We start from the raw sequence: 25,879 nt of genomic DNA, 5'->3' as shown, positions 1-25,879 counted from the left end.
TTTTGGCCGGCAGCCAAACGCACATCTTAACGGCGTGAGTTATTTACCAGGATAACAGAGCACCTTGGCTCTGTTATCTGTGTAAAGGTCGGGCTGATTGATCACTTGGTTTAAGGTTATGAACTTGTCATTCATCAGCCGCAGCGCCATATAACAGCGGGCGTAAGGCGTGCTGCAGCGCGACAGCTTGAACTCAAGATGATGACGAATGGTTTCCAGTTGGGCGCGGTTGTTGGCATGGGCCTCGCTGATCAAGGCCTTGTTGAGATTTTTCTGCAGGGTGGCCAGTTGCTGCGGCGCATGCTGCGCCAGCCATTTCAGGCTGTCGAAATCGGGTAGCTCTACCATACTCTTTCCCCCTAGCGCATAAACGCCATAATGCAAGGCCAGTACTCTAATTTTAGTCTGGCCCGCGGAGAAAGACAGTCAGGCGTACGTTACGCCTTCTTATCGCCTCCGAAGAAATAGCTGACCCGCTCTCTGGGACTCAGGTATTTGAAGATCTTTTCCGGCAGCGCCGAGGGGGCGATACACCTGACGATAGTTAGGCCTTCGCTCTCCAGATCCACGATAGGCGCCTGCTCTTTTGGCACGAGCGCATCGTAGACCAAGATCCTTGGGAAGAGGATCTTCTCGAGATTCACCGCCATCACCATGGCATATTGTCCGCTGGAAAGTTCCACCACACTGCCAGGCGGATAGACGCCGAGCATCTTGATGAGCTTACCAATAGCCTCTTGATTGAGCCGCTCCTTGTAGTTCTTATACAGGTAGCCCAGTGCCGCATAGGGGGTTCGCGCCTTAACCTGTCCCTCTGGGTGACAGAGCTGATCGTAGAGGTTGACCGCGGCGACCAGCTGGGTCGGCAGGCTGATTTGGTCCGCCTTTAATCCCCTGGGATAGCCGCTGCCATCGAGAAACTCATGATGGTCTCTGACGATTGGCGCCGCATCTTCGGGGAAGTTATTGGCCAGCTTCAACAGTTCTATCCCCATGGCGGGGTGTTGCCGGATGAAGTTCAGCTCGGGCTGGGTGAGCGGCGTCTTCTTGCGAAGCAGCTGAGGCGGGATCTTGAGCTTGCCCGTATCATGGAACAGGGCGCCCATGCCGACGGCCTCGATATCTTCTCTTGGCCAGTCCAGCTCCTTGGCGATCATCATTGAGAGCACCGCCACGTTGAGGGAGTGATAGTAGATCCCGTCGCTGTCTTTGGCGTCACTCATCAGGTGCAGCACCAGGTTGTCGGAGTTAAGCAGCTCTTCGGTGATGCTGTTGATCAGCTCCTTGGCATCGGATATGGCGTTAAGCGGGCGATTTCTCAGCTTGGCGATCAGGTTGCGCATCATGGCAACTGAGCGGTCAAATTCCTGCTCGGTTTTCTTTAGGTCGCGCTTGAGTTTCTTGAGGTGCTCGATACGCTCCTGCTTGTTTTGATTCATCTGCTGGCTGAGCTTGGTCAGGTCGCCGTCATCTTTAAAGCTTGGGGCATCGTAGGCATCTTCTTTGCCCAGTGGCGGCGCAGAGCTCTTATCCAGGTCGACAAACACATACTCGATACCGAGTTTTTTGATCAGTTCGATCTGAGCTTCTTGCTTGAGTCTAAAGGAATTAAATAGAAAGGGATGGTCTTTCCAGGAGACAGGTAATCTAACAAAATTGCCCACTTGTAGTTGGTTTGTGTTTACCTTACAGCTTCTGCTCATGTGTCTTTACGTTTGCCTTAAGTTGCGCGTTATTTTATCTGAACCAGCTGGCTTTACAATTACTTAAGCTATGTGTCAGCATAGTTGCATCACAAATTTGTCTAATTTAGCGAGTTGTACATGGATTTCATCGAAGTCTACCCCAATGCCATCCCAGATGAACTGTGCGATCGTCTCATCGAGACCGTCAACACACATCCTGGTGTCATTGATGGTATTACGGGTCATGGTGTTGACCTGGAAAAGAAAATTAGCCGTGACATAACCATGGATAACTTTCAGGAGTTACTGCCACTGAGAAACGAACTCCTTAATTATACGCTAAAACACAGTGCGCAATATTTTGAAAAATATGCCCTGGGTTTGATGGGGGCGGTGGCGGTCACTCTGGCGGACGAACAGGGTAAGCCACAGACTCTGACCCCGGATAACTTCGATACCCTGGGAAGGCACAGGGTACAGCCATTGGTGCAGTACCTGTATCGCAGCGGCACCATTAATATTCAACACTACCAGCAGGGCAAGGGGGGCTACCCCCATTGGCATTCGGAGCAGTTTCCGCAGATGGGACACAACGAGGCGCTGCACAGGGTCGTGCTCTATATGTTTTATCTGAACGATGTGGAAGAGGGGGGGGAAACCGAGTTCTTCTATCAGCAGCGTAAAATTAAGCCGAAGAAGGGTACCATGGTGATTGCCCCTGCAGGCTTCACCCACAGTCACAGGGGCAATATGCCCATCAGTGGCGACAAGTATATCGCCACCTCTTGGGTGATGTTTAACCGCGCCGAGAAGCTATACGCCCCTGTGGGTTAAAGCGGGATCTTGATGGTGAACCTCGCTCCCTCGAGGGATGAGGTATCTATGCTGAGGCTGCCGTTGTAACTGGAGACGATTTCGTTACAGACGGCAAGCCCTATGCCTTGGCCGGCCTTCTGAGTGTCGGCGCGCACGCCGCGCTCAATGATCCTTTGACGAATGGCTTCGGGTACCCCCGGGCCGTCATCTTCCACGATCAAGATAAACTCGCTGTTATCGCCGTAACGGGCGGTGACCGCTACCTTGCTGATACAGAGCTTGAAGGCGTTCTCCATCAGGTTACCACACAGCTCCATCAAATCGCCTTTGTCACCGGGGAACACCTGATCATCCGGAATATCGGCGCTAAATTGGATCTGCTTGTCACGGTAGACCTTAAACAACATCTGCGATAGCTGGTCGATCAGCGGCGCGACCAGGGTCTGCTCCTGCTTGAGTCCCTTACGACCGAGCATGGCGCGCTTGAGCTGATACTTGACCAACTGATCCATCTGACTGACTTGTTCCATGATCTTCTCGCTGGCACTCGACTTGCTCAGGGTCTGATCGTCCGTGATGGCGTGCACCGCCGCCAGACGCGTCTTCAGGCTGTGGGCGAGATCGTTCATCGCGTTCTGGTAGCGCTCCTGCTGGGCGCTGGATTGCACCAGCAACTGGTTGAGCGCCTGGGTGACCCCTTCGAGCTCCACTGGGTAATCCTCGGAGAGCGCCTTGGCCTTGCCGCTGCTGACCTGGTGCAGCTCGTTACGCATACGCACCAAGGGGCGCATTCCCCAGTAGCCGGCACTGATTAATAGCACCAAGGCCAGGGCCAAGATCATGCCGAGGCGCCAGTAGGTGCGGCGACTGAACTTGTCGAACTCCTGCTCCAGCTTCTGGGCATCTTTCATCACCAGCAGGTTGTATTTTTGCTTGGCGATCTCCACCGAGAGCAGGTAGACGAAGTAGTTTTTATTGTCGGCGAGATTGAGGTAGTAGGGCGGCGAGTCGAAGCGTATCTCGTTGAAGCGCTCGCAGGTATCGAACAGACCACGGTCTACGGCCAGAGAGGAGGTCCATACCTGCTTAAACTCCTCGTTGCAGCTGGCGATGATATATTTTTCCGGGGTGTTGTTCTCGTCCAGCCATTCTGAGGTCTCTGGGATCAGGTCGTGCTCCCGCAGCTCGGCGGCTACCTTGGGGATCTCGGCGATAAGCTCGGCGGTTTCCTCGTTGTAGCTATTCTGGGCATACAACAGGTTGACCAGCCAGGCGAGGCCGAAGCCCACCAAGGCGATGATGGAGAGCGAGGTGAGAAACATCCGCGTGAGCAGACGCTGTTTGGGCTTAAACCTTATTTGCATGACAGATTAAACTTGTAGCCCTGACCGCGAATGGTGGCGATGGGGTTTTCCAGTCCGCCCTTGGTCAGTTTCTTGCGCAGACGGCTGACCATTACTTCAATTGTGTTGGGATCGCCTTCCTTATCGCCATAGATCACATCCAGTAGTCGCTGTTTGGCCACCACCTCGTGACAGTGGCGCATCAGGTATTCAAGGATCTGATATTCGAACGCGGTCACCTCCATGGGGCTCTGATCCAGCGTGACCTGTTTGGCGGCCAAGTCCAGTTCCAACGGTCCGCTGGTGATCTGTGGCTTGACGAAGCCCGCACTGCGACGCACCAGGGCGTCGAGTCTGGCGACCAGTTCCTCTTTCTGAAAGGGTTTCACCAGATAGTCGTCGGCGCCGGCGTTGAGCCCCTCGACCTTATCCTGCCAGTTGACCCGGGCGGTGAGGATGAGAATAGGCGCCTTGAGTTCGGCCTTGCGCAGCGACTGGATCAGCGAGATACCGTCTTGATCCGGCAGGCCAAGGTCTATGATGGCAATGTCTATGGGATAGTTAGTCGCCTGATAGAAGCCTTCTTTGGCGGTTTGGGCGACTTGAACCTGGTTGCCTAACTCGCTCAGTTGTACCTTGAGGTGGTGGGACAGTAGGGGATCATCTTCAACGACCAAAATTCTCATATGCTTTGCCTATGTTTATTTAAGTGCTCGCTCGGCGACCCGTTAGGGCAATTGTTAGCCAAGCGGAGGACGTTTTATAAAACATTAATTTATAATAGGTTAGCTTAACAGGGACTGACTCATCTTCAAACAAAGTTTAGTTGTTAGATTTTTGTGAGCAATAAGGTCATGTTCCGCCTGTTAATTTGCCTGTCAAATGGTTAGAATCCGGTAAATTTCTTACTCGTTTAGGCCTAGATATGTCCTTCGCTAAAATTCTACCCTTAATCTTTACCTGTTTGTTTGTGCCGGCGACATTAGCCGAAACCTTTACCTTTACCGCCATCCCTGATGAAAACGAGAGTCAGCTAAAGACGCGTTTTAACAAGGTAGCAAAGTACCTGGAGACTGAGCTGGGCGTTAAGGTGAACTATGTACCGGTCAAATCTTACTCGGCAGCCGTTACCGCGTTTCGTAACAATCAGGTGCAGCTGGCCTGGTTTGGTGGCCTCTCTGGCGTGCAGGCGAGACGTCTGGTGCCTGGCTCACAAGCGATTGCTCAGGGTTATGAAGATCAATACTTTAAGAGCTTCTTCATCGCCAATGCCTCGACTCCGCTCGAGCAGTCGACCAACTTCCCTAACCTGAACGGTTATACCTTTACCTTCGGTTCGAAAGGATCGACCTCTGGCCGCCTGATGCCGCAATTTTACATTGAGCGCAACATGGGCAAGCAGGTGAAAGATATCTTTACCCGTATCGGTTTCTCTGGCGACCATAGCCGCACCATCGCCCAAGTCGAGGCCGGTGCCTACCAGGTGGGCGCGGTAAACTACAAGGTATGGGAAACGGCGGTGGCCAATGGCACTGTGGATACCAGCAAGGTGAAGGTGATCTGGGAAACCCCAGCCTATCCAGACTATCAGTGGACGGTACGTGCCGACGCCGATCAACGTTTCGGTGCAGGCTTTACTGAGAAGCTGACCAAGGCGCTACTGGAGATGAAAGATCCGGATCTGCTAGCCAGCTTCCCACGTCAGTCGTTTGTTGAGGCAGACAACGCAGATTATGAGCCTATCGAATCTGTGGCCACGGCGATCGGCCTGCTAGATTAATTCTGTGCTCCACATAGAATCACTCTCCCTGAGTTATCGTGAGACTCGGGTCATCGACGATCTCGACTTGTCGATTAAACGGGGAGAGTCTTTAGCCATAGTCGGTCCTTCTGGGGCGGGTAAGTCGACGCTGCTGAGTTATATTTACGAGCAGCTTAAGCAAGACGCCGCCCTATGCAGTCAGTCCCAAGGTTTGGTTGATGCCCTGAGCGTGTTCCATAACGTCTATATGGGCGCGCTGGCCAGGCACTCCTTTGCCTATAACCTGTTAAATCTCGCCTGGCCATTGGCGGCAAGGCGTGAAGAGGTGGCCAAGCTGTGCGCCGAGCTGTACCTTGAGGCGCCGCTGCAGAAGCCTGTCTCTTCGCTCTCTGGCGGCCAGCGTCAACGGGTTGCCCTGGCGCGGGCGCTCTATCAGCAAAAACCTAGCTTCATCGGCGACGAGTCGTTTTCGGCCCTGGATCCCGTGATGGCCCAGCGCCTGCTGAGTCTGGTCAAGGCGCGTCACGAAACCGTGATCATGGTGCTGCATGACAGCGACTTAGCCCTGAGTCACTTCGATCGCATCATAGGCCTTAGCGAGGGTAAGTTGGTGCTCGATAAGCCGACGTGTGAGCTCGATGGTGAGCAGCTGGCCTGCTTCTTCGATAACCAGATGGCGGCGAGCGGGGATGTTTAAAATTAGATGTTCACATTCGATGTTTAGATCAGATGTTTAAGTTTGTCGGGCCCTGGCAGCGGCTGACATTGGGCCTCTGGCTGCTGGTGGCGATCAGTCTGCTGTTTGTCGATATTGAGATCATCAGTCTGGATCCCTGGGGTGAGCTGCTGCGCATGGGGCAGGGGCTGCTGACGCCAGATTTCTTCGCCACCGAGTCGCTGGTCAATGCCCTGTGGCAGACGGTGAGCTTTGCCCTGCTCGGGGTGAGTTTCGGCCTGCTGCTCGGCTCCCCCTTGGCATTGGTTTATCGCTCGCCCTGGATAGCTGGGATCTGTGCCATGGTGCGGGGGATCCATGAGATCTTCTGGGCACTGCTCTTTCTGCAAGTTTTTGGCCTGTCGCCGGTGACGGGTGTGCTGGCGATCGCCTTACCCTATGGCGCCACCTTTGCCAGGGTATTTCATGACATACTGCAGCAGGCGCCCAGTAGCACCAATGACACCTTGCCTTTCGGTTGCGACAGGCTGAGTGCTTACTTCTACGGAAAGCTTGGCCATGTGCTGCCTTTGATGCTGGCCTATGTGCGCTACCGGTTCGAGTGTGCCCTGCGCAGCAGCGCTGTACTGGGCTTCATTGGCATGCCGACTCTAGGTTTCTACTTGGAGACCGCCTTTCGTCAGGGTAAGTATCACGAGGGGGCGGCGCTGCTCATCCTCTTCGTGGTCCTGATCGGCACTATCCCGTTCTGGTCTCGCAGGCGTCTGCTGCCGCTCTATCTGTTGGCGGCGCTGTTTACCCTGCCTAAGCTGACCAGCGTGGATCTGCAGCTGGTTTGGCAGTTCTTAACGGTAGATATTCTGCCTCCTGGGATCCGCGAGGTGATCTATGGGCAGCAAGAGTTTGCACAGGGACTGTCGCGATTTGCCAGCTGGTGGCAGCGTTTGACTGTTGAGCAGGCCTTACCCGGCGTGGGGGCCACCTTAGTGCTGGCGATAAGCGCACTGGGGCTAACCCATCTGCTGGCACTTTTCGGCCATCGTTTTGCCAGCATACATAGCCGTGGCAAGTTTTCTATGCCCATAGGGCAGCTTTTACTGCTGATCATGCGCTCCATGCCTGAGTATATTCTGGCCTTCATCTTCATGATGCTCTGTGGCCCCTCCATGTTGCCCGCCATCTTGGCTCTGGGGCTGCACAACGGCGCCCTGATCGCCTATCTGCTGACGCGCCAGGACAGCCTGGTCAACCCCAGCGCCCTGTATCAGCGCCGCAGCGACCACTATGGTTATGAGGTGTTGCCGCGCATCTATCCCAACCTGATGTCGCTACTCTTCTATCGGTTCGAGGTGATACTGCGGGAGACCGCCATCTTTGGCGTGCTGGGGGTGATGACGCTAGGCTTCTATATCGATAGCGCCTTTAGCGAGATACGTTACAACAACGCCTTCTATCTGCTTATCGTGACCGCTTTACTCAACGTGCTGGTGGATAGTTTGGCGCGGCGCATGCTGGCCAAGCGCCTGAATCAAGGGATGGCGGTCGGCCAGGTATCTTGCGTGGTCTAACTTTTTTGCCAAAGACAAGTTCGCGAATGACTCGTTAGTGCATGACTCGTTAGCGAATGACTATTAAATGAGAGTCTAGCGCCTAGCCTGTCTCAGGCGCTGCACGCCTTGGCAGCAGAATGATGCCAGCAGGGTAAACAGGGTCACCGCCGACATTATGATGGCAAGTCTTAGCCAGGGGGCGTCCATCGAGATGCGCATCTGCACATAATCCAGGCCGCTCAGGCCCCAGACGAAGATGGCGCTTAAGATAAGCACCAACTGTAGGGTGCGGGTGATGGCCACGTGGCGAATGAGTAACAATAGTGGCGCCGCGATGAAGGCCGCGCTGATCAGCGTCTGGCCGAAGCGCATAAAGTGGGCACCGAGCAGTGCGAAAGCGAGAAAGATGATGAGAATGCGCCACCACATAATAATTGCCTCAAGTTGTCGGAGTGAGAGTAAACATCTTGGTGGCAGATTACCTTGGGGCAGCGGCGCATTCTATCGCATTGTTCACAATTTCATTTATTTGCGATCATCATTGTTTAGCGCCTGTTGAAGTTTGCGCCTTTGGTCATCGCTCAGCTTGCCGGTTTCGATAAGCTGGATCAGCTGCTCCACATCGGCTTGGTCATCGCCTCTTATCACCACAAACTCTCGCTCACCGTCACCGTGGTATTTCATTTCGATCTCGGCAATCTCGGTGGCGATCTCGGCGATATCGTCCGATAACAGCTCTATGTTTTTATTAAACTCGCCATCTTGCGTATCTATAATCACCTCAAATTCACGGGCCTTAGCTTCAAGCTCTGCGGCTTTACGTTCCATTTCGGCTCTTTTGGTCTCCATTTCAGCACTTTTGGCCGCAACTTTAACTTCTATCTTAGCGATGTGCTTGGCTAGTTCGGCCTCTTTCTTGGCCATCTTCTTGGTGAGCGCGTCCATTCTGGCCTGATCGGCTTCAGATAGCTCACTGTGGCGCAGGTAATGGTAGTGAGACTCGTGACCGTCGATCTGCTTGAGCAGGCGGACCATCTTATCTTTGGTCTCTTTAGGCAGCTTGGCGAGCTTCTGCCTGATGAGCTTCTCATCTTTTATCTCATCATTGCTGAAGCTGTAGTGGTGCTGTTTACCCTGGAGGTCCAGGGTCAACTTAGTGTCCTTGTCGCCATCTTGAATCAGGTTGGCCTTGAGTTGGTTGTCATTAAAATCGATTTGACGTACATCGGTAGGTGCCGCCGCCAGGGTAAATGACAGTAGCGCAGAGCAGGCGATAAGCGAAGTGAGTTTATTGAGTTTCATGGTGTTTCCTTCCATAGTGATGAATTATGATTTCCCTATGTATTGCTAGAGGCGTGCCAAACTAGCGAAATCCAGACTGGATAAGGCATTCGCGAGCAGTTGTCGTAAAAACTCGCCTATCGCCCCAGGCGATTCACCCCCATATGGGACATGGATTTCCCTATATGGGGAAATTCATGGCTGAGTCTGGGCATGGCTAGAGACACCCGGAGGTTAATCGGGTGATCCACAAGGGGTTTTATCTTGGTACTGTTTTTGTATAACCTGAGAGGCGGGCGCTCTATTACTAATCTTCTCAAGCGCCGACGCGGCATTGTTATCGAAACTAGAGGGCTCTATGTCGATTAAAGGTTATCTGTTTGTGCTATTTGGCGCGCTCATCCTGATATTGGGAGGCAGCCAGCTGCTGGTGTCCCATTTCTATAAGGCGCAGTTGCAGAGCGAGCTCGGTGAGCGCTCGCGGGATCTGTCGCAAAACCTGGTGAAGGTGTTGATCGACAACGTCGGCACAGAGCAAGAGTTTGTGGTGCAGTTTGATGAGCAGGTCCTGCAGGAGTCACTTCAAGATGCCGAGGCGCTCAGGCAGGAGTTTGAGCAGGATATCGAATCTGTCTCCCAGGCGATTGCCCAGCTTAGCGAAGAGGTGGTGCGCATGGAGATGGAGACGGATGATGCCTCCGCCGAGCAGAAAGCCTTCTTTCGCGCCAAATTGGCGGCCAAGCAGCAGGAGCTTAGGGATCATCTCAACGCCATGATGTCCTACGAGAAGGAGCTTAAGCAGCGCCAAAGAGCGAGTATTGCCGAGGCCAAGCGCGAGGCCGCCGATGAGTATCGCCGGCGCCTGCATGACGCCGTGAGCCAGATTGAGATAGACACCAACAGCTGGCTCGACAAGGGCAACGTGGCCATCATAGACGCACCTATCTCGCCCACTGCGCCGGAGAAGGGTAAGGTTGCGCTGGAATTTGCCCATGATATCAACTTGCCTAATCAGGAGACCAATGAGCAGTTGGAGCGTTTCAGCGAGTCCATGATAGGGGCGATTCTGATGAGCTCACTGGCTGGCCTCTTATTGGTCTATATGCTCAGCCATGTGATCAGCGCGCCGCTATCGGCCCTAGCGAAGGGCCATAAGAAGTTGGGGCAGGGGGAGCTTGGCTATCAGGTGGATGAGCGTGGGGTCAAAGAGCTAAAGAGTATCCTCAACGGCTTTAATAAGATGAGCCGTCAGCTCGCCTCCCTTAGCGAGCAGAAGAAGCAGATGGCGCAGCAGAAGCAGCTGGCTGAACTGGGTGAGGTGACCCGGGGGATCGCCCATAGCCTGCGTAATCCGCTGCATACCCTGGGGCTCTTGTCTGAGGCGGTCGCCCAGTCAGAATCGATAGAGGATGCAAACAAGCTGCTTAGCCAGATGCAGCAGAAGATCGCCATGATGGATAAGAGCATTCAATCTCTGCTGACACTGTCGAGCACCCAGGTGAATCGCCAGTTATGGGTGCCATTGGCGGCCACAGTGCAGGATATCTTGCTGGAACTGTCGATCAACGGCAGCAAGCCCAGCATCGCCTTTCACTGTGAGGATCAAGGGATCCAGGTGCAGGGCGCCGAGTCTGAGATCCGCAGCATCTTGCACGCCGTGGTGATCAATGCGGTGGAGGCCACCCCGGACACAGGCCGTATCGACCTGACCCTGGCGGAAAATGATGAGAGTTATACCTTAGTGGTGGCCGATACCGGCAAGGGGATCAGCCCTGAGGTGCGTGATAAGCTGGCGCAGCCCCATGTGACCACCAAGGCTGAAGGTACTGGCATGGGGATCTATATCGCCGAGCGTTTGATTCAAGGGCACTACGGTGGGCGCATCACCTTTGCTGATAATCCCGGCGGCGGCACTCTGGTGACCCTCTATTTCGCCAAGCCAGATAGTAATAAAACACAGCAAGAAGATAAGCCCCAGACAGAGGAAGTATGATGGAGCAGCCTAAGTTGCATATTTTGGTGGTAGAGGATGAGCCGGATCAGAGAGCATTGATCGTGCAGATGTTGACGGCCAACCAGTATTTGGTGGAGAGCGCCGACAGCGTCGAGCAGGCGATCGTGATGATTAAGGCATCTGCGCCGGATCTGGTGTTTTCCGACTGGAAGTTGGGACAGTTAACCGGCATGGATCTGCTTAACTATGTGCGCCGCGAACACCCGGATATGGGCTTTATCATCGCCACCGCCTACGGCACCATCACTCACGCGGTAGACGCCATGCAGGCGGGGGCAGACGACTATCTGGCCAAGCCCTATCAGCGCCAGAGTCTATTGTTGGCCATCGAAAAGGTGGCCAAGTCTATTGCGCTGAAGCGGCAGAACCGCCGCCTCTCTTCCGAGCTGTCTCAGCAGCAGGAGCTGGTGGGGCTGGTGGGGCGCTCTTCCCTGATGCAGAAGGTGTATCAGAGGGTACAGCGGGTGAGCGCCACAGATGCAACCGTGCTGATTGGCGGCGAGAGTGGCACGGGCAAGGAGCTGGCGGCGCGGGCGCTTTACCAGCTGTCGGGCCGTAGCCATAAACCCTTCGTCGCCATCAACTGCGGCGCGATCCCCGAGTCCCTGGCCGAGGCTGAGCTGTTCGGCGCCGAGAAGGGGGCCTATACGGGGGCCAATACCCAGAAGATAGGTAAGTTGGAGGCGGCCGATGGCGGCACCGTCTTTCTCGACGAGATAGGCGAGCTGCCCCTGCTGCAACAGACCAAGCTGCTGCGTTTCTTGCAAGAGGGGGTGATATCCCGCCTCGGGCAGAACAGCGAGATCAAGCTGGATGTCAGGGTGATCGCCGCGACCCATAGGGATCTGCAGCAGGAGGTGGCCGAGGGGCGTTTTCGCGAGGATCTCTATTACCGCCTCAACGTGGTGCCTATCCATATGCCGGCGCTTAGGGAGCGACCCGAGGATATCGGCCGACTGGTGGAGCACTTTCTTAAACTCCACGCCAATCAATATGGCATGGAGGTGCCCAAGCTAAGCCGGGATACCTTAAAGTCGCTGCTGGATCATAGCTGGCCGGGTAACGTGCGCGAGCTGGCGAATCGCATCGAACGTTTCGTGTTACTCGGCGATGAAGATGAGATGGTGCAGGAACTCGGCGCCGCGCCGCAGCCGCTGGATACCAGGCGTTTTGTCTTGCCCGAGGCGGGTATCGAGTGGGAGAGTTTCGAGAAAGATTGCCTGCGCCAGGCCCTGGACCGTTTCGAAGGTAATCGTACCAAGGCCGCCAAGTGTTTAGGCCTGAGCTACAAGGCCTTTCTCTATCGGCTGGAGAAATATCAGCTGGTCTAGATTAGCTGTGTTGCCGCATTAGCGGCCTGCTGTTGCTTGAGGAATATTGATAGCGTCTATGTCAATTAAAGCGATAGCTCACCAGGCCGCGAGCAACAGCCTGAGTCTCATGCCCCAGCTGCTGGTGGCGCCAGAGGTCTTAAAACGAATTTGCCCTTGCTTGTCGATGATGTAGATGGCGGGGAAAACGCTTGCCCCCCAGGTCTGGTGCAGCATCTCCTCATCGCTGATGACGTCAAATCGATAGTTGTGCTCCGCCATGAATTGGTTGATCTCATCATCTGTGCCCGAGGCGACGGCTATGCTGATCACCTTGTGCTGCTCGGCCACGCCGTCGACCATGGGCGAGGTGACGCGGCAGACCGGGCACCAGGTGCCCCAGAAATAGACCAGAGTAACTTGCCCCCGCTCAAGTGCAATGGGCTGACCTTGGGTGGTGATGCCGCGCAGGGGCGGCGCCTCGCCTGAGATCATGTTGCGCTGCTGATAGCTGAGCAGAGCAAAGGCAAGTAGCGCCATTAATGCGGCATCTCTGAGATAGCGATACCGCTTGCGCCTAGGCCTAACGAACGGCTTTAGCTTGCTTGCCAGGCTTTTGAAGGTCGATAACACAGAATTGAACCCTTAGGTTTAGCGCTTCACCGGTTAGAGAAACTCGGGCGGCGTCTGGCGGGTCCAGATGCGGCTGTAGGCCATCAACTGAGGATAGAAGGTGCGAAAGGCTATCTCTATCTCGGTATCCATCCGCTTAACCGTGTCGATGGCGCCATCGAAAATTTCCGGCTTTGAAACCCTTTTGCTTACCGCCTTAATGGTTTGATTCAGCCCTTCACGGCTCTCATAGGCGATTAGCCAGTTTTCCTGGCGCATGCGAATGATGAGATCGCTCAGATTAACAGGCAGCTGCTCGGCGCTGCTGAGCGCTAGGTAAGCCTGCTGAGCAAAGTCGGGCAGTGGCAGGTGGTGATACTCTTCCCAATATTTGGCCAGCATATGGTCGAAAGCCAGATCGATCAGTATCGGCGCGGCGCGTTGCAGCGTCTTGGGGAAGGCCGCCTTGAGCTCTTTGGTGAGTTCATGGCTATCGGTAAGCGAGTCTATCTGCCTGTGCAGCCAGATCCCCTGTTGCAGGGCCTTGGGATGGTCGGCGATATTGCCCTTGGCAAAATCACCGGCAAGGTTGGCGGCAAGATCGGTTTTACTGTTATCTGCCAGGTGCAGATGAGCCAAAAAGTTCATTAGATAAAGTTAATTGCTTTGTTAAATCACGCTTTTCACGTTATCATGCCAGAAGGTGCGATGAAACCTTTATTCTACGCGACGTTATCTTTCACCGACGGCTTGCTTAGGTATTGGGATCGACAGGATGTGCACCTATGACTCCTCATATTAATTATCGGTTTAAAGGATCATGGATGATGTGGAACTGGTTAATGAAACGCCTAGGCAAAAAATCTTCCTCTCGACGGCGGCGGGTCGAGGTCGATATCCCCTTCGAACAGCACAGTTATCGAAAAGCTAGCTTAGATCTACAGGCCAATATTGTCGTGGCCGACAAGGAGAAGAAGGCCAGCTAAGCTGTGTGTCTTGATCTTATCATCATCAGCCAATAGACTAGCGGCCGATTTATGCTAAGCAGAGACAGACTATGCGCGTTGCCGACTTTTCTTTCGATCTTCCCGATGAGTTGATCGCCCGTTACCCCATGCCTAATCGCACGGCGTCCCGACTATTGACACTCGATGGTAATAGCGGCGCGGTGGCGGACAAGCAATTTACCGATATCCTGGAGATGGTTAACCCTGGCGATCTCATGGTGTTCAACAACACCCGAGTGATCCCGGCGCGCGTCTTCGGTCAGAAGCAAACCGGTGGCAAGCTGGAGATCTTGGTTGAGCGTATGCTGGACGACAAGCGTATTCTGGCTCATGTGCGTAGCTCCAAGTCACCTAAGCCCGGCACCATCATCTGCTTAGACGGCGGCTACGAGATGACCATGCTTGCCCGTCACGACACCCTGTTTGAGCTTGAGCTCAATAGCGAGTCCACCATACTCGAGGTGCTCGAAGAGGTTGGCCATATGCCGCTGCCGCCCTATATCGACCGTCCCGATGAGGATGCCGATAAAGAGCGTTATCAGACAGTCTACAATCAGAACCCTGGCGCAGTGGCCGCGCCAACGGCGGGTCTGCACTTTGACGATGCTCTGCTCGTCGCGCTGAAAGAGAAAGGTGTTAACGTTGCCTTCGTGACCCTGCATGTGGGCGCGGGCACCTTCCAGCCGGTTAGGGTCGACAGCATCTTAGATCATAAGATGCACTCCGAGTGGGCCGAGGTGCCTCAGGATGTGGTCGATAGCATTAAGGCCACCAAGGCGGCCGGCAAACGCGTCATCGCCGTAGGCACCACCTCGGTGCGCTCATTAGAGAGTGCGGCCAAGGCCAGTGAAGGAGAGCTTAAGGCCTACAGCAACGACACCGACATCTTTATCTACCCAGGTTATGAGTTTCAAATTGTCGATGCCATGGTGACTAACTTCCACCTGCCGGAATCGACCCTTATCATGTTGATCAGCGCCTTTGCCGGCTTCGATGAGGTGAAAAACGCCTATCAGCACGCGATTGCGCAAAAATACCGCTTTTTCAGCTATGGCGATGCCATGTTTGTGACTAAAAAAGCGATCTAAGCGATGATTTTGCTTTAAAATACCCACCCACACTTGAGGTGGGTATTTTTTTAGAGATTTTTATTGATAAGGGTTGATACTGAGTTGTTTGCCCTTATCTCTGTTGTTCAGCTGTGTCTGTTTTAATGGCACAAGAGAGTCAGACTGTTTCTCTGGCGAGGTTAAAAATGAAATTTGAATTAGATACAACCGATGGTCGCGCGCGTCGCGGTCGCTTAGTGTTCGAACGCGGTACGGTAGAGACCCCGGCATTCATGCCTGTGGGCACCTACGGTACGGTAAAAGGGATGACACCAGAAGAAGTGCGCGCCACGGGCGCCGATATTCTGCTGGGGAACACCTTTCACCTTTGGTTACGTCCTGGTGAAGAGATCATGCGCAAGCATGGCGATCTGCATGACTTCATGAATTGGCAGCGTCCTATCTTAACCGATTCAGGCGGATTCCAGGTATTTAGCCTGGGTGACATTCGTAAGATCACCGAAGAGGGCGTGCATTTCCGCTCGCCAATCAACGGCGAAAAGATCTTCATGGACGCGGAAAAGTCGATGCAGATCCAATACTCGCTGGGCTCAGATGTGGTGATGATCTTCGACGAATGTACGCCATACCCGGCGACACATGACGAGGCGCGCAAGTCGATGCAGATGTCGCTGCGTTGGGCACAGCGTTCACGCGATGAGTTTGACCGTCTGGAAAACCCTAACTCCCTGTTCGGGATCATTCAGGGCAGTGTGTATGAAGACCTGCGCGATGAGAGCCTTAAAGGCTTGTTAGAGATTGGATACGACGGTTATGCCGTCGGCGGTTTGGCGGTTGGGGAGCCAAAGGAAGATATGCATCGTATTCTTGAGCATGTCTGCCCACAGATCCCGGCCGATAAGCCGCGTTACTTGATGGGGGTAGGTAAACCGGAGGATCTCGTTGAGGGGGTACGTAGAGGTGTCGACATGTTCGATTGCGTCATGCCGACGCGTAACGCGCGCAACGGCCACCTGTTTACCAGTGAAGGGGTTATCAAGATCCGCAATGCGCGTCATCGTGATGACACTTCACCGCTCGATGCTAAGTGTGACTGCTACACCTGTAAGAACTACTCACGGGCGTATCTGTACCACTTAGATCGTTGTAATGAAATTTTAGGAGCACGTTTAAACACCATTCACAACTTGCGTTACTACCAAATGTTGATGGAAGGTTTGCGTGGCGCTATCGAGACAGGTACATTAGACGCCTTTGTTGAGGAGTTCTATACCAGTCAAGGTCGCGAAGTTCCTAAGTTATCCGATTAATTTTACTGCTAATAAGAAGAGAGAAATATGTTCATTTCAAATGCATACGCAGCCGATGCGCCAGTAGGTGGTGCGGGTGGTACCATGGAACTGGTTTTCATGCTGGTCATTTTCGGTCTGATCTTTTACTTCATGATTTTCCGTCCGCAATCTAAGCGTGTAAAAGAACATAAGAACCTGATGAGCTCGTTGAGCAAGGGTGATGAAGTGCTCACCAGTGGTGGGATCTTGGGTAAGATCGCTAAGATCAGCGATGACAACGATTATGTGTTGCTGACGATCAACGAAACCTCAGAAATCACAATCAAGAAGGATTACATAGCGGCTGTTTTGCCTAAAGGGTCTATTAAGTCACTTTAAGTTGAAAGTTAAGTCACTTTAAGCCAAGAGGGCGATGGTGTGTTAAATAAATACCCAATGTGGAAGAACCTGATGGTGGCGTTGATCATCGCCGTCGGTGCCTTCTACGCAATTCCAAATTTATTTGGTGAAGATCACGCGGTGCAAGTCGTGGCCACACGTGGCGCGGAAGTTAATGCTTCGACTCAGAGTGAAGTCACTGACATTCTGTCGGCGAAAGGCATCGCGGTGAAGCGTTCAGAGTTGGAAAACGGTCAGCTATTGGTACGTGTTGCCGATGCGGACCAGCAACTGCTGGCGAAAGAAGCAATTGCCGAGGTACTCGGCGACAAATATATCGTGGCGCTTAACCTGGCCCCGGCTACGCCTCAGTGGCTGGAGTCTATGGGTGGTAGCCCGATGAAGCTGGGTCTGGACCTTCGTGGTGGTGTGCACTTCCTGATGGAAGTGGACATGAGCGAGGCGATCCGCAAGATGACCGAAGCGAAAATTGCTGATTTCAGAACCGATCTTCGTGGTGAAAAAATTCGTTATGCGGGTATTCGCAATACCCCTAAAGGGATTGAGATCAAGTTTCGTGATGCCGAGAATTTAGCCAAGGCAGAACGATTCCTCAAGAGCCGCACTAACGAGATGGTGTTCGTCGATGCGTCATCTGGTAGCGATTTCATGCTGCTGGCGAACATGAGCGAGATCTACCTCAAGCAAGTTAAAGAGGAAGCGCTGCAGCAGAACATCACCACCTTGCGTAATCGTGTAAACGAGTTGGGTGTTGCCGAGCCAGTGGTTCAGCGCCAAGGCGCGGAGCGCATCATCGTCGAACTACCGGGTGTTCAAGACACGGCCCGCGCCAAGGATATCCTGGGTGCGACTGCGTCTATCGAATTCCACATGGTAGACGAGAAGGCCGATGCGGCGGCGATTGCAGCCGGTCGCGTATCACCAGGTTCGCAGATCTATGATCGCCGTGAAGGCGGTAAAGTGGCTCTGCAAAAAGAGGTAATGCTTACTGGTGACCATATTCAGGGCGCACAGCCAAGTTTCGATGAATACAGCCGTCCTCAGGTGTCTATCAACCTGGATTCTAAGGGTGGTTCTATCTTCTCGAATGTGACCAAGGACAACATCGGCAAGCCGATGGCGACCCTGTTCATCGAGTATAAAGATAACGGTGCCAAGAACCCTGACGGCAGCGTGAAGATGGATAAGATCGAAGAGGTGATTTCGGTTGCGACCATCCAGGCGCGTCTGGGCCGCAACTTCGTGATCACCGGTCTTGACCACTCTGAAGCGCAAAACCTGGCCCTCTTGCTACGTGCCGGTGCTCTGATTGCACCAGTCTCAATTGTCGAAGAGCGCACCATTGGTCCTAGCCTGGGTGCCGAGAACATCGACAACGGTCTGCAGGCGATGATCTGGGGTATGGCGGTCGTATTGATCTTCATGCTGGTCTACTACCGCGGCTTTGGCCTTATCGCTAACCTGGCGCTGACGGCTAACTTGGTAATGGTAGTGGGCGTCATGTCTATGATCCCTGGCGCCGTGCTGACCCTGCCGGGTATTGCCGGTATGGTATTGACAGTCGGTATGGCGGTTGATGGTAACGTATTGATTTACGAGCGTATTCGTGAAGAGTTACGTGCAGGACGCAGCGTACAACAGGCGATCCATGAAGGTTATGGCAACGCGTTCTCAACCATTGCCGATGCCAACATCACCACCTTTATGACGGCCTTGATCCTGTTTGCCGTGGGTACCGGCGCCGTGAAAGGCTTCGCCGTGACCCTGATGATAGGTATCGCGACCTCTATGTTCACCGCCATCGTGGGTACTCGCTCGATAGTTAACGCTATCTGGGGCGGTAAGCGCGTGAAGAAACTGTCTATTTAAGGGGACGTTGACCATGTTCGAGATTTTATCAATTAAAGGCACGATCAACTTCCTGCGTCACGCCGTGGCTATCAGTGCGCTATCACTCATCTTGGTGATCGGCTCTCTGGCTTCTCTGGCGGTTAATGGAATAAACTGGGGTCTAGATTTCACCGGCGGTACCGTCGTTGAGATGGAGTTTAAGAACCCTGTCGATCTGAATCAGCTGCGCGCAGCCCTGACCTCAGACGAGACTGATGGTGCCGTGGTGCAGAACTTTGGTTCGAGCCGTGACGTGCTGATCCGTCTGCCGGTAAAGGAAGGCGTGAAGAGCGACCTACAGGTTGCGCATGTGATGGAGGCCGCAGCTAAAGTCGATCCAGGTGTAAGCCAGAAGCGTGTTGAGTTTGTTGGTCCTCAGGTGGGTAAAGAGCTTGCCGAGCAGGGCGGCCTGGCCGTCTTGGTGGCGCTGATCTGTATTCTTATCTATGTCTCTTTCCGTTTCGAATGGCGTCTGGCGCTCGGTTCGGTGGCGGCATTGGCGCACGACGTGATCATCACGCTCGGTGTGTTCTCGCTGTTCCAGCTGGAGTTCGATCTGACGGTGCTGGCGGGTGTGCTCACGGTAGTAGGTTACTCGCTCAACGATACTATCGTTGTGTTTGACCGTATCCGTGAGAACTTCCTCAAGATGCGTAAGGGTACCCCAGAAGAGGTGGTGAACAACTCTATTACCCAAACCATGAGCCGTACCATCATCACCACAGGTACTACCCTGGTGGTAGTTGTGGCCCTGTTCCTCAAGGGGGGCACCATGATCCACGGCTTCGCGACAGCCTTGCTGATGGGTATCTTCGTGGGTACCTTCTCCTCTATCTATGTGGCGAGTTTCCTGGCGGTCAAGCTGGGGATCAACCGCGAGCATATGATGCCTGTGGAGATCGAAAAAGAGGGCGCGGATCAGGATGCATTGATGCCATAGGCACATGCTGCCCGACCAGTGTCATGAAAAAGCCACGATTGCGTGGCTTTTTTATTGCCAAATTGGCCGGATCCCGACTCGACAAAATGTAAGTTTTAAGGCTAGGATGTTCAGCGATTAATCAATACACCTGATAATTTGCCAAAAAGAGCAAGCGTTGTAGGGGATAAAGATGGAAGAGCGCAGTAAGTTGGTGGCCGGTGGTAACTTGTTACAGGCCCATGCTTGGAAAGGGATGTTGGAGGCCTGCGGTATCGGGGTCGAACTGCGAGGCGAGGCCTTGCTGGGTGGGATCGGCGAGTTGCCGGTGGATCTACAGGATGTCGAGCTGTGGGTGGCGGAGTCTCAGTATGAGGCAGCCAGGGCGCAGCTTGAGACCCTAAACAGCGAGAGTCCCAAGTGGCAGTGCGTCAAATGCCACGAGATGAATGAAGGTAACTTTGAGCTCTGCTGGCATTGCAGCGCCGAGCGCAGCGAGCAGCTCAGCTAGTAGTGCTTGCCGCTCGCAGAGGCTTACTTTACTCTTGTCTTATCCTTAGTCGAGACAAGTCATTTAATCGATGCAATATTTTCCCATTTTCGCCCAGGCCGATGGGCTGAAGATCCTGATGATAGGGGCTGGCGAGGTTGCCAGCCGCAAATTAGAGCTGTTGAGCCGCACCCAGGCCCATATTCGGGTGATCGCTCCGGATGTCTGCGATGCCGTGATGGCCATGGCTAACCAGGGGCAGATCGCCCTGGAGCAGAGATTCGCCGAGCTCGATGACCTCGAAGGGATAGATCTGCTCTATATGGCCACCAGTGACGAGCCTCTCAATCGTCAGTTTGCCCTGCAAGCTAAGGCGCTTGGGCTCTGGGTCAATGTGGTCGATGCCCCCAAGCTCTGTAACTTCATCACCCCCGCCATCGTCGACAGGGGCCGCCTACAGGTTGCCATCAGCACCAGTGGCGCCGCGCCTGTGTTCGCCCGCGAACTTAGGGCACGTTTGGAGACCTGGCTGCCGGCCTCTTTGAGTGAACTGTTCGATTTCATCGCCGATAAACGCACCGAGGTGCAGCATCGCCTGCCGGCATTTGAGCAGCGTAAGCTGTTCTGGGAGCAGTTCTTCCGCCTCAATGGTGACAGATTCGACGAGCGCACGGATAACTATTTCGAGCAGGCGTTCGGTACGCTTTCGGGGAGCGGCGAGCTCTTGCTGCTCGAGGCCCACACCCCAATCGATCTGCTGCCTCTGGCCGCTGTGCCTATGATGCAGCGTCTCGACTGGCTCTGTAGTGACTTAGTGCTGCCTGAGCGTCTGTCTGAGTTGGTGCGCCGCGACGCCGGGCGTCAGCCCATGTTACCGCTCAGTGAGTTGTCAGCCAGGTTAGATAAGGGCGAGCGGGTGATGGTCTATGGTGAAACTGAGACCATAGCCCAGCTGGTGGCCCATTTCCCCAGGGCGAAACACCTGCGCCCGGGCGCACTGTAACGCATCTCTTGCTCAAAGAGCGCCTATTTAGGGTAAACTAGGCGCTTTATTCTTAACGACTGAGCATTATGGCGCCCAAAGCAACCGTTTATAAAGTGCAGCTGCAGATTGCCGACATGGATCGTGGCTACTATCAAGATCATTCCCTCACGCTTTCACAACACCCATCCGAAACCGATGCCCGCATGATGGTCAGGCTGCTGGCCTTTGCCCTGAACGCCAGCGACACCCTGGCCTTTAGCAAGGGGCTGTGCGTCGAGGGTGAGCCCGAGCTGTGGCAGAAATCCTTAAGCGACGAGATAGAGCTGTGGATCGAGTTTGGTCAGAGCGATGAGAAGTGGCTAAGGAAGGCCAGCAGCCGCGCCGATAGGGTGTTGCTCTATACCTATGGCGGCCGCGCCGTGCCTATATGGTGGCAGCAAAATGAGCAGGCCCTCAGCCGATATCAGAACCTTGCTGTGTGGAACCTGCCCGAAGAGCAAGTGAAGGCGATGGGCGAGATGGTCAGTCGCAACATGAGCCTGCAATATAATATCAGCGAGGGTGAGGTGTGGCTCTCCAACGATAGCGGCAGCGTGCATATTGTCCCTGTGCAGCTAAAGGGATAAAGCGCTCTGGCGTTGAGCGCTAAAACGATTGGTGTTGAGCGTTAAAAGGATTGGTGTTGTCAGCGATACCGACACAGACATAAAAAAACCAGTCTTGCGACTGGTTTTTTACTTTGGGGGATGTTACTGGAGTGTTTAGGCTTCTTCGGGTAACTCTTCTTCGCCGCGACCCTTAGTCTTCACTATGATGAGTGCGGTAATGACCAAGGTCGATACTACACCGGCAATGGTAGAAACCGTCATAGGTAGGCCTGCACCTAAGGTGGCAGAATTCAGCAGGAAGCTAATAACCACAGTGGTCATGAACATGGCCGGTACGGTACAGATCCAGTGCAGCTTGTTATGACGCAGCAGGTAGGCAGAAGCGGTCCAAAGCATCATCACGGCCGTGGTTTGGTTAGCCACACCGAAGTAACGCCAGATCACCCCGAAGTCGACCTGGGTCAGAATCGCACCAATCACAAACAGTGGGATAGCCAGGACCAGACGCTTAGGCAATGCAGTCTGTGGCATCTTGAAGAACTCAGACAAGATCAGACGTGCAGAGCGGAATGCGGTATCGCCAGAGGTGATAGGGAGAACAATCACACCTAGGATAGCCATGAATCCACCCACAGCGCCTAGCAGGCCGGTAGAAGCTTCATACACAACGTTTGCAGGGTTGCCCGCCATGCCGGCATTCAGGCCTTCTACACCGCCGAAGAATGACAGGGCGATAGCACACCAGATCAGGGCGATAATACCTTCACCTATCATGGCGCCGTAGAACACGAAACGGCCGTTAGATTCATTCTCGACGCAGCGAGCCATCAGCGGTGACTGAGTGGCGTGGAAGCCAGATACGGCGCCACAGGCGATGGTGATGAACAGGGCAGGCCAGAGTGGCATGTCGTTAGGGTTCAGGTTAGACAGGAAGTCACCGGCGCTGAAACCTGGCAGCAGGGTGTGCTCGCTAGAGACGATCAGTGCTATGGTCAGACCCACAGACATGAACAGCAGTAGGGCGCCGAAGAAGGGATAGAGGCGACCAATGATCTTGTCGACCGGCACGATAGTGGCGATCAGATAGTAGGTGAAGATGATGCCAAGGAACAGGCTAACGTCCCAACCGGTCAATTTACCGAGCAGGCCAGCAGGCGCCGAGATGAAAACCACGCCCACAAGCAGTAGGAGTATGATGGCAAACACGTTCATGAAGTGCTTCGCGCTGTTGCCCAGGTACTTACCGGCAAGGTTTGGCACAGACTGGCCATTGTTGCGCACCGACAGCATGCCAGAGAAGTAGTCATGCACCGCACCGGCGAAGATACAACCGATCACGATCCACAACATGGCGGCGGGACCATAGAGGGCACCTAAGATAGGGCCGAAGATGGGGCCGACGCCAGCAATGTTCAGCAGCTGGATCAGGTAGACCTTACCTTTTGACATAGGCACATAGTCGACGCCGTCTGTCTTGGTAAAGGCGGGGGTTTGGCGAGCGGTATTGATACCGAACACCTTCTCAACAAACTTACCGTAGATGAAGTATCCGCCGAGTAGCAGGCCGACACACATTAGAAACCACATCATAATTAGTACTCCCATTTAAAGTTAACAAGAGTGTAACCTGTCGGCAATTTAAGGAAACCGACATTTAGGTGAGTGGTCGAATAAGCAGATTAAGCGGTAAAATCGAGCCGGTAACTGTATTAGTGAAAGCCGAAGTGCTGTTTTATCGGTTTCAGAAAGCGGCGGGAGACAGGGACCGTCTTACCCGAGTGGGTCAGCACCTCGGCGCCGTTTTCTAAGATAACGATCTCGCTGATCGCCTGGGGTGAGACCAGATACTGCTTGTGACAGCGCACCAGATCTGTCTTCTCTTCCAGCACCTTGAGGGTCAGATGGGTGTGCACCTGCTCCTGCGCCGTGGTGACATGGATGCCGCTGAGATCGCTAAAGGCAAACTCCACCTCTTCGACGTTGATCACCTTGAGACGGTTACCGCAGTAACAGGGGACATGTTCGAGCATCGTTGGCAACACGGCATCGAGTGGCACCTGGTGCAGGTCCCGGCGCACCCTGGATATGGTGGTGGCCAGGCGTGCCTCATCCACGGGTTTGAGCAGATAGTCGAAGGCATGATTATCGAAGGCCTTGATGGCGTATTCATCGAAGGCCGTCACAAACACCACCCTGGGCATGCTGTCGGGATCCAACATGGCCACCATTTCGAGCCCGCTGATCTTGGGCATCTGGATATCGACGAAAATCAGCAGCGGCTTGAGTTTGCCTATGGCCTGCATTCCCTCGATAGCGTTGCTGCACTGGCCTATGACTTCGAGATCGGGATAGGCTTGAAGTTGGTCGTTGAGGGCTTCGCGGGCAAAGGGTTCATCGTCGATAATTAAGCAAGTGATCACGCTATGGGTTCCGTTTGTGCCACATCATTTAGCGGCAGGGTAATAATGACTTGAGTAAAACGGTCCTTCTCGCAGTTGATCTTAACGCCATAGTGGGGGCCAAACAGGCTCTGAATCCGCTTATGGACGATGGACATACCTAATCCTGAGGTGTCTGCATTGAGCTCTTCCCGATACAGACCTGCATTATCTTTTACTTCCAATATTAATAAATCTTGCTCGGCTCTGCCACTGACCCAGATTTCCCCGGGCTCCAGCAGGTGTGAGGTGCCATGCTTTACCGCATTCTCTATGATGGGCTGCAGGGTAAAGGCCGGTAGGCGGTAGTGGTGCAGCGTGGCGGGAATGTCGATATGCACGCTGAGCTTATCGATAAATCTTGCCTTTTCTATGGTGAGGTAGGCGTCGATATGTTCCAGCTCGTCGCTGAGGGTCACTAGGCCCGTGGTGCGCTTGAGGTTGATGCGCAAAAACTGCGACAGGTGTTGCAGCAGCTGCCTCGCCATCAGGGGATCTTTGCCTATGATGGCAGCGATGGTGTTGAGCGCGTTAAACAGGAAATGGGGATTGACCTGCGCCTGCAGCAGCTTGAGCTCCGCCTGAGTCAGCAGGCTCTGTTGCAGTTCATAGCGGCCGTAGAGGATCTGGTTGCTCATCAGCCTGGCGATCCCTTCACCCAGCGTGCGGTTAATGTTGAGAAACAGCTTATTCTTGGGCTCATAGAGTTTGATGGTGCCTATCACCTCAGACTCGCACCTCAGGGGGATCACCAGGCTGGAGCCGAGGCGACACTGGGGCGAGATGGAGCAGGCATAGGGGGTCTCCACACCGTCGGCGAACATGACACAGTTCTGTTCTATGGCATCTTGGGTGATCTTTGAGGAGATGGGCGTGCCGGGAATATGATGGTCGTCGCCGATGCCGATGAAGGCCAGTAGTTTCTCCCTGTCGGTGATCGCCACCGCGCCGACATTGGTCTCCTCTAAGATGATCTGCGCCACCTTAGTGCTGCCCTCCTGATCGAACCCCTTGGAGAGGATCCCCACGCTGCGCTCGGCAATCTTAAGTGCCTTGGTGGAGAAGGCTGAGGAGAGCTTGTCGAACATGGTCTTCTGATCCCGCACCATGCTCATGAAGAGGGCGGCGCCGATGGAGTTGACCGTCAACATGGGCAGGGCTATCTGTTTCACCAGGGCTAGGGCATCACCATAGGGCTTGGCGATGGCCAGGATCAGCGCCATCTGTAACATCTCGGCGGAGAAGGTGACCAGGGCGACCAGCAGCGGCGCATAGACCATCTCGCTGCGGTTTTGCTTACGCAGGTAATAGCCGACTATGCCCGCCGATAGGCCCTCTAACGTGGTGGAGATGGCACAGGCCAAGTCGGTAAAGCCGCCCATGCTGTATCTGTGCAGGCCGCCGGTTAGGCCCACCAAAAAGCCGGTAACGGGTCCGCCTAACAGGCCGCCGAGCACGGCGCCCATGGCGCGGGTATTGGCGATGGCATCGTTGGTCTGCTCGCCAAAATAGGTGGCCATGATGCAGAAACCCGAGAAGATAAGATAGATGTAGATCTTATGAGGCAGACGGGTTGCCGTCTCGGCAAATAGCTTGAACAGTGGCGTCTTACTCAGCAGGTACACTATGACCAGGTAGAGGCACATCTGTTGGGTTAGCAGGAGGATCAAAGGCATAGAAACTTGGGTACTCGTGTGGGAGAGGCCTTAGTGATCCTCAGCATAGCACCGGC

26 protein-coding genes are annotated in these 25,879 nt (G+C 54.1%); 15 read left to right on the top strand and 11 right to left on the bottom strand.

What is annotated here, in order from left to right; all coding sequences use genetic code 11:
* Positions 1-39: 39 nt before the first annotated feature.
* Together K0I31_RS12265 and K0I31_RS12260 are read right to left on the bottom strand one after the other, a co-directional pair.
* Positions 40-348, bottom strand: coding sequence for a DUF3135 domain-containing protein (locus K0I31_RS12265; RefSeq protein WP_220042728.1), 309 nt, complete (start codon positions 346-348; stop codon positions 40-42).
* Between the two features lie 89 nt (positions 349-437).
* Positions 438-1,703, bottom strand: a complete 1,266-nt coding sequence (locus K0I31_RS12260) for a cyclic di-GMP phosphodiesterase (RefSeq protein ID WP_220078567.1) — start codon at positions 1,701-1,703, stop codon at positions 438-440.
* Between the two features lie 120 nt (positions 1,704-1,823).
* On the opposite strand from K0I31_RS12260, the gene K0I31_RS12255 reads away from it, so the two are divergent.
* Positions 1,824-2,519 (top strand): 2OG-Fe(II) oxygenase, encoded by a 696-nt coding sequence (locus K0I31_RS12255; RefSeq protein ID WP_011866147.1) that lies wholly within the window; start codon positions 1,824-1,826, stop codon positions 2,517-2,519.
* On the opposite strand, the gene K0I31_RS12250 is transcribed toward K0I31_RS12255, so the two are convergent.
* A complete protein-coding gene (locus K0I31_RS12250; protein ID WP_220078566.1) occupies positions 2,516-3,865 on the bottom strand; it encodes an ATP-binding protein in 1,350 nt (449 codons plus the stop codon). The genes K0I31_RS12255 and K0I31_RS12250 overlap by 4 nt on opposite strands.
* Complete coding sequence (locus K0I31_RS12245; protein WP_220078565.1) at positions 3,856-4,530, bottom strand: response regulator; 675 nt, start codon at positions 4,528-4,530, stop codon at positions 3,856-3,858. The genes K0I31_RS12250 and K0I31_RS12245 overlap by 10 nt, the downstream gene beginning before the upstream one ends.
* 239 nt (positions 4,531-4,769) lie before the next feature.
* Between K0I31_RS12245 and K0I31_RS12240 the strand changes: the two genes are divergently transcribed.
* The 3 genes from K0I31_RS12240 to K0I31_RS12230 are packed head-to-tail and all read left to right on the top strand — an operon-like array spanning position 4,770 to position 7,850.
* Positions 4,770-5,624 (top strand): putative selenate ABC transporter substrate-binding protein, encoded by an 855-nt coding sequence (locus tag K0I31_RS12240; RefSeq protein ID WP_011866144.1) that lies wholly within the window; start codon positions 4,770-4,772, stop codon positions 5,622-5,624.
* 4 nt (positions 5,625-5,628) lie between these two features.
* The gene (locus tag K0I31_RS12235; protein ID WP_220078564.1) at positions 5,629-6,303 is read left to right on the top strand and encodes an ATP-binding cassette domain-containing protein; all 675 of its coding nucleotides are present in this window, start codon (positions 5,629-5,631) and stop codon (positions 6,301-6,303) included.
* A gap of 32 nt (positions 6,304-6,335) precedes the next feature.
* The gene (locus tag K0I31_RS12230) at positions 6,336-7,850 is read left to right on the top strand and encodes a PhnE/PtxC family ABC transporter permease (protein WP_220078563.1); all 1,515 of its coding nucleotides are present in this window, start codon (positions 6,336-6,338) and stop codon (positions 7,848-7,850) included.
* Positions 7,851-7,925: 75 nt separating this feature from the next.
* On the opposite strand, the gene K0I31_RS12225 is transcribed toward K0I31_RS12230, so the two are convergent.
* A complete protein-coding gene (locus tag K0I31_RS12225; protein WP_220071723.1) occupies positions 7,926-8,261 on the bottom strand; it encodes a hypothetical protein in 336 nt (111 codons plus the stop codon).
* A gap of 96 nt (positions 8,262-8,357) precedes the next feature.
* Complete coding sequence (locus tag K0I31_RS12220; protein WP_220078562.1) at positions 8,358-9,134, bottom strand: hypothetical protein; 777 nt, start codon at positions 9,132-9,134, stop codon at positions 8,358-8,360.
* Positions 9,135-9,471: 337 nt separating this feature from the next.
* Between K0I31_RS12220 and K0I31_RS12215 the strand changes: the two genes are divergently transcribed.
* Complete coding sequence (locus K0I31_RS12215; protein WP_220078561.1) at positions 9,472-11,106, top strand: sensor histidine kinase; 1,635 nt, start codon at positions 9,472-9,474, stop codon at positions 11,104-11,106.
* A complete protein-coding gene (locus K0I31_RS12210; RefSeq protein WP_220080837.1) occupies positions 11,106-12,458 on the top strand; it encodes a sigma-54-dependent transcriptional regulator in 1,353 nt (450 codons plus the stop codon). The genes K0I31_RS12215 and K0I31_RS12210 overlap by 1 nt, the downstream gene beginning before the upstream one ends.
* 78 nt (positions 12,459-12,536) lie before the next feature.
* Here K0I31_RS12210 and K0I31_RS12205 read toward each other — a convergent pair whose 3' ends face one another.
* Together K0I31_RS12205 and K0I31_RS12200 are read right to left on the bottom strand one after the other, a co-directional pair.
* Entirely contained in the window at positions 12,537-12,977 is a 441-nt protein-coding gene (locus tag K0I31_RS12205; protein WP_220078560.1) for a protein disulfide oxidoreductase, read from the bottom strand.
* Between the two features lie 126 nt (positions 12,978-13,103).
* Entirely contained in the window at positions 13,104-13,697 is a 594-nt protein-coding gene (locus tag K0I31_RS12200) for an acyl carrier protein phosphodiesterase (protein ID WP_220042720.1), read from the bottom strand.
* Positions 13,698-13,873: 176 nt separating this feature from the next.
* On the opposite strand from K0I31_RS12200, the gene K0I31_RS12195 reads away from it, so the two are divergent.
* The 9 genes from K0I31_RS12195 to K0I31_RS12155 all read left to right on the top strand — a co-directional run bounded on the left by K0I31_RS12195 (position 13,874) and on the right by K0I31_RS12155 (position 21,727).
* Positions 13,874-14,035 (top strand): hypothetical protein, encoded by a 162-nt coding sequence (locus K0I31_RS12195; protein ID WP_186300684.1) that lies wholly within the window; start codon positions 13,874-13,876, stop codon positions 14,033-14,035.
* 71 nt (positions 14,036-14,106) lie between these two features.
* The gene (queA, locus tag K0I31_RS12190) at positions 14,107-15,144 is read left to right on the top strand and encodes a tRNA preQ1(34) S-adenosylmethionine ribosyltransferase-isomerase QueA (RefSeq protein ID WP_220078559.1); all 1,038 of its coding nucleotides are present in this window, start codon (positions 14,107-14,109) and stop codon (positions 15,142-15,144) included.
* A 167-nt stretch (positions 15,145-15,311) separates the two neighbouring features.
* Positions 15,312-16,436: a tRNA guanosine(34) transglycosylase Tgt gene (gene tgt, locus K0I31_RS12185; protein WP_011866134.1), complete on the top strand. Its 1,125-nt coding sequence runs from the start codon at positions 15,312-15,314 to the stop codon at positions 16,434-16,436.
* Between the two features lie 27 nt (positions 16,437-16,463).
* Positions 16,464-16,796, top strand: coding sequence for a preprotein translocase subunit YajC (gene yajC / locus K0I31_RS12180; protein WP_041406650.1), 333 nt, complete (start codon positions 16,464-16,466; stop codon positions 16,794-16,796).
* Positions 16,797-16,835: 39 nt separating this feature from the next.
* A complete protein-coding gene (secD, locus tag K0I31_RS12175; protein ID WP_220078558.1) occupies positions 16,836-18,686 on the top strand; it encodes a protein translocase subunit SecD in 1,851 nt (616 codons plus the stop codon).
* A 13-nt stretch (positions 18,687-18,699) separates the two neighbouring features.
* Positions 18,700-19,647, top strand: coding sequence for a protein translocase subunit SecF (gene secF, locus K0I31_RS12170; protein WP_011866131.1), 948 nt, complete (start codon positions 18,700-18,702; stop codon positions 19,645-19,647).
* A 172-nt stretch (positions 19,648-19,819) separates the two neighbouring features.
* Positions 19,820-20,137 carry a putative signal transducing protein gene (locus tag K0I31_RS12165; protein WP_011866130.1) on the top strand — a complete coding sequence of 106 codons (318 nt, stop codon included), beginning with the start codon at positions 19,820-19,822 and terminating at the stop codon, positions 20,135-20,137.
* Between the two features lie 70 nt (positions 20,138-20,207).
* The gene (locus tag K0I31_RS12160; RefSeq protein WP_220078557.1) at positions 20,208-21,119 is read left to right on the top strand and encodes a precorrin-2 dehydrogenase/sirohydrochlorin ferrochelatase family protein; all 912 of its coding nucleotides are present in this window, start codon (positions 20,208-20,210) and stop codon (positions 21,117-21,119) included.
* A 68-nt stretch (positions 21,120-21,187) separates the two neighbouring features.
* Positions 21,188-21,727 carry a YaeQ family protein gene (locus tag K0I31_RS12155; RefSeq protein ID WP_220078556.1) on the top strand — a complete coding sequence of 180 codons (540 nt, stop codon included), beginning with the start codon at positions 21,188-21,190 and terminating at the stop codon, positions 21,725-21,727.
* Between the two features lie 135 nt (positions 21,728-21,862).
* On the opposite strand, the gene K0I31_RS12150 is transcribed toward K0I31_RS12155, so the two are convergent.
* The 3 genes from K0I31_RS12150 to K0I31_RS12140 all read right to left on the bottom strand — a co-directional run bounded on the left by K0I31_RS12150 (position 21,863) and on the right by K0I31_RS12140 (position 25,823).
* Positions 21,863-23,299, bottom strand: a complete 1,437-nt coding sequence (locus tag K0I31_RS12150) for a carbon starvation CstA family protein (RefSeq protein WP_011866127.1) — start codon at positions 23,297-23,299, stop codon at positions 21,863-21,865.
* A 119-nt stretch (positions 23,300-23,418) separates the two neighbouring features.
* Positions 23,419-24,129 carry a two-component system response regulator BtsR gene (gene btsR / locus K0I31_RS12145; protein ID WP_220078555.1) on the bottom strand — a complete coding sequence of 237 codons (711 nt, stop codon included), beginning with the start codon at positions 24,127-24,129 and terminating at the stop codon, positions 23,419-23,421.
* Positions 24,126-25,823 (bottom strand): sensor histidine kinase, encoded by a 1,698-nt coding sequence (locus K0I31_RS12140; RefSeq protein WP_220078554.1) that lies wholly within the window; start codon positions 25,821-25,823, stop codon positions 24,126-24,128. Before K0I31_RS12140 ends, btsR begins: the two co-directional genes overlap by 4 nt.
* Between the last annotated feature and the right edge of the window lie 56 nt (positions 25,824-25,879).

The organism is Shewanella spartinae (assembly GCF_019457555.1).
Taxonomy (GTDB): Bacteria; Pseudomonadota; Gammaproteobacteria; order Enterobacterales; family Shewanellaceae; genus Shewanella; species Shewanella loihica.
This window is presented reverse-complemented; position numbering and strand designations above follow the sequence as displayed.